The organism is Mesotoga sp. UBA6090 (assembly GCF_002435945.1).
Taxonomy (GTDB): domain Bacteria; phylum Thermotogota; class Thermotogae; order Petrotogales; family Kosmotogaceae; genus Mesotoga.
Genome location: NZ_DIXC01000088.1, coordinates 1 through 4,290 on the forward strand (window position 1 = coordinate 1; position 4,290 = coordinate 4,290).

The 4,290-nt window shown below is 45.4% G+C and carries 2 protein-coding genes; both read left to right on the forward strand.

Annotated elements, in window-relative coordinates:
• The first annotated feature begins 1,207 nt into the window (after positions 1-1,207).
• Positions 1,208-3,001 (forward strand): ABC transporter permease, encoded by a 1,794-nt coding sequence (locus tag B3K42_RS13255; RefSeq protein ID WP_110991008.1) that lies wholly within the window; start codon positions 1,208-1,210, stop codon positions 2,999-3,001.
• Positions 3,002-3,005: 4 nt separating this feature from the next.
• On the forward strand, positions 3,006-4,127 hold the full coding sequence (locus B3K42_RS13260) for an ABC transporter ATP-binding protein (RefSeq protein WP_110991007.1): 1,122 nt from the start codon (positions 3,006-3,008) through the stop codon (positions 4,125-4,127).
• The last annotated feature ends 163 nt before the right edge of the window (positions 4,128-4,290 follow it).

The following is a 4,290-nucleotide window of genomic DNA, read 5'->3' on the forward strand; positions in this document are numbered from 1 at the left end:
GAGCAGAAGGTGCACAAAGAGAATTTGTGACACATGTTTTTTCAATTTTGGAGGTGTTTTATGAGATTAAGGTCGTTCTTGCTCGTCCTATTTATCGCGTTAGGAATTTCTATCCTTGCAGTTTCTCCGGAACTGCTTGAGGCTGCAAAGAAGGAAGGGAAGGTCGTTGTATATTCTATAACCAGCAGAATATCAAACGCGGCCGAAGCCTTTACAGCAAAGTATGGAATTGCCGTAGAAGCCTATAACTTGAAGGANNAGGACTTTGAGATGATCGAAAAGGTCTCTAGAGAGGTGGGAAGCGGCATCGTCGGAGCAGATTTCGTAATAGCTCAGGATGGCGGGAGAGTATTCGGAGAGCTAATCGAACCTGGATACTTGATCAACTACGTTCCAGAAGACATGAAGGATATTATTCCAGAATCTATGCAGAATCCTCTCGTGTTGTCTGTTATCACGAAGGTGTTTTTGTACAATTCCGAGACATTCACTTATCCACCCGTTGCAAATGTTTGGGCACTTGCCGATCCTGCATTTGAGGGAAGATTCTTCTTCAAGGATCCTTTCAAGGAAGGAGTCAACATGAACTTCCTAACTATGCTAACCACCCCAGAAGTAGTCAAAGATCTTGAATTGGCTTATGAGAGATACTTCGGTGAATCAATTCAGCTTACGACTGAGAATGCCGGCTACGAGTGGATGAAGGGCGTTCTGGAAAACGGATTGGTCTTTATCAACAGCGACACGACGATGGCCGAATCTCTCGGAATTAGGGGAGAAGGCATCGATAAGGTAGGACTTTGTACTTATTCGAAGGTGCGATACAGAGTGACCAAGAATCTCGCCCTTCTACCGATAATGGGTATGGAACCCTTCGCAGGGTTTTACTACCCCAGTTATATGATGCTGACAAGCAACGCCGTACATCCCAATGCGGCAAAGCTCTTCATTGAGTATCTATTGACAGAAGAAGGTTTTGCTCCTTGGGCTGGCTCTGAGGGAACTTACTCGTCGAATCCGAATATCCTTCCATATCCTGGCGACAATGCGTTCGATGTGTGGGAGAAGTTATTGATAGGTGAAGATCCCGAATTCCTTTTCAACAACAGGCTGGATGTAGAAGATTTCTGGAATATGTACGCATATTGATCACAGTTGCTGGGCTCCCCCTTTTGGGGGAGCCTTAGTCCTCTCAAAGGTGGTTGCTATGAAGAAACTCTTAAACAGGTTACTCGCATATTTCTCAAAACCCGAACATGCAATTTTGCTAGTCCTTCTGATTGTACTCGTTTATCTGACAATTGTGCCTCTCTTCTACATCGGTGTAGACACGTTGACAGTCCATTCTGCAGAAGTCAGAAGGGTGAGAGGTTCCAGTGTTGGAGACTTCACGACCTACCACTGGGAGTATGTCTTCAACAGTGCGGCAAGCGACAACTTGTTTTACAAACCTCTGACTAATACATTATTGGTAGCAGCAGCTACCTGCGCCTTTGCACTCATAGTCGGTGGGTTTTTCGCCTGGATGGTTACCAGAACCAATTTGAGGTTTAAGAAATCCATATCGACCATGATGCTATTCCCATATATTATGCCCTCCTGGACACTGGCTATGGCCTGGCTGAACTTCTTCAAGAACAAGAGCATTGGTGGCGTACCGGGCATATTCACGGCCCTAACGAGTATTGAGACTGCAGACTGGTTTGCGTATGGATTTGTTCCGATCGTTCTCGTACTGGGTATGCACTACGCGCCATTCGCCTTCATCTTGATCGGAGGAATTTTGAGAAACATGGATGCAAACCTCGAAGAAGCTGCTGTTATTTTAAAGACATCACGTTTACGCATAATCCTCAAGATAACTGTGCCCATAGTTATGCCTGCCATCCTTTCGACATTCTTGCTTGTATTTTCCAGTGCCATGAGTGCCTTTGCAGTGCCATCATTCTTGGGAGGTCCGGTGAGGTATCAGGTGCTCACAACACAGTTATACAGAACAATCAATGGAGTTAACCCCGGTGCCGGATATACCATCGCTTCCTTCATGATAGTTGTTGGGGTGGCAATTCTGACAATCAACCAGATAATCATTGGCAAGAGAAAGGGATTTACAACGGTAACCGGAAAGAGCGGAAACATTTCGCTAGTGAATTTGAGAAAGCTTCGTACTCCTGTTTCGGCAATCATGTTGGTTATCCTGGTTGCCGTAGCGGTAATTCCGTTGTTGACCTTTGCGGCGCAGTCTTTCTTTGTAGAGCCAGGGAATTATTCCTTAAGCAATCTCTCAACGATTTTCTGGACTGGAGAGGGTAGTCCAGATATCGCAAACGGAGAACCTGGTATTCTGAAGAACAAGTATGTTTATCAGGGGTTGTTCAACAGTTTCTCGCTGTCACTTGTAGTGGCGTTAATTGCTGGTACCATAGGGATTCTCATTGGGTACTCCGTCGCCAAAACCAGAGGAAAGTTCGGTTCCAATATGGTTGACAGGCTGGCCTTCTTCCCATATTTGATTCCTAGTATGGCATTTGGTGCTATATATCTATCGATGTTCTCCGTTCAACGAGGGTTTATACCGCCTCTTTACGGCACTTTTGCAATTCTAGCTCTTGTCGGTTCGGTGAAGTATTTACCCTTCGCATCCAGAGCGGGGATTAATGCAATTCTACAGCTCGGCAAGGAAATTGAAGAGGCCGCAATAATCTTGGGAGTCAGATGGTGGAAAAGGATGGTAAAGATAATCATACCGATTCAGAAGCCAACTGTAATATCCGGATATCTTCTGCCCTTCATCTCTAGCATGAGAGAGCTTGCTCTTTACATACTGCTTGTAACACCGGCGACCAGTATCTTGACTACAATGCTTTTCAAGTATAACGAGAAGGGCTGGAATCAATACGCCAATGCAATTGTGCTTCTGATAATCGGTATAGTTCTGATATTCAATTTCATCATCAATAAAGTGACTGGCGCAAGTCTGGATAAAGGGATAGGAGGTTGACCTGATGCCTGAGATTATACTGAAGAATCTGACAAAGACTTTCGGAAGTGTCATCGCGGTTGACAATTTAGATCTTACAATTGAGGACCGCGACTTTGTGACACTTCTTGGTCCCTCCGGATGTGGTAAAACCACGACGCTTCGAATGATATCCGGGCTTGAGACTCCAACAGTTGGTGAGATCAGCATCGGTGGGAAGGTGGTCTTTTCAAGCGAGAAGCAGTTGAATCTCTCACCTGACAAGAGGGACGTGGGTCTCCTCTTCCAGAATTACGCATTGTGGCCGCATATGACTGTCTACCAGAACATAGCCTTCGGTCTGGAAAACATGAAGTGGAGCAAAGAGGAAATTAGAAAGCGAGTGAAGGAGATGGGCGATCTCGTCAAAATAAGCGATCTGCTTGACAGATATCCTTCAGAGCTTTCAGGTGGTCAGCAGCAGAGAGTTGCCATTGCCAGAACCCTCGCTCCAAATCCTAAGGTGCTTCTGATGGACGAACCGCTTTCTAACCTTGACGCAAAGTTGAGGATGGAAATGCGAGCCGAACTGAAACGACTTCACAGGGAAATAGAATCGACGGTCGTATACGTTACCCACGATCAGCTGGAAGCGATGACACTGGCAACCAAGGTCTGTCTCCTTGAAGAGGGGGTTCTCCAGCAGTATGCGCCTCCTCTCGTGATATACGATCAGCCTGCAAATGTCTTCGTTGGAGACTTCATCGGTAATCCATCGATGAATTTGATTGATGCGAAAGTAGATAGAGTTGAAGGAGAGACGACTGTTCTAAGAACGGCAGAACTGAGCCTGGAGATGCTTCTTATGAAGAAAGACGATGAAGTCAAGAGCGGAGATGAAGTAATAATTGGATTAAGGCCGGAAGACATCGAGCTGAAACCGGGTTCTGGAGAGAATACCTGTACGATCTACTCCACGCTCCCTTCTGGAATGGAGACGGTTGTGAGAGCAAAGATCAAGAACACCATGTTCTCAATAGTAGTTTTCGGAAGAGTAGATTTCGTGGTTGATTCTGTTATGGAGATCTCTTTCTTCGCCAGTAACTACCTTCTATTCAATAAAGAAACCAAAGAGAAAATCGGAGCTGGGTCGCTAAAGCTGACGTAGTAAGTGGACTACTTTTCAGGAGNNTTCAGGAGAGGAGTGGCGTTCGGGCATTCCTCTCTCTTTTGTTTTGATGTATATTCCTTATCTGCTGAGTAACGCTAAGAAGAATAGAAGCTTTTCTCCTCTTTCTTGCAAATCTTCTTACTCAACTTTGACAGCAAAA

Bases quoted from the DNA above. Each gene is read 5' to 3' on its own strand.
- B3K42_RS13255 (WP_110991008.1), top strand. From the start codon at position 1,208: ATGAAGAAACTCTTAAACAGGTTACTCGCATATTTCTCAAAACCCGAA.
- B3K42_RS13260 (WP_110991007.1), top strand. From the start codon at position 3,006: ATGCCTGAGATTATACTGAAGAATCTGACAAAGACTTTCGGAAGTGTC.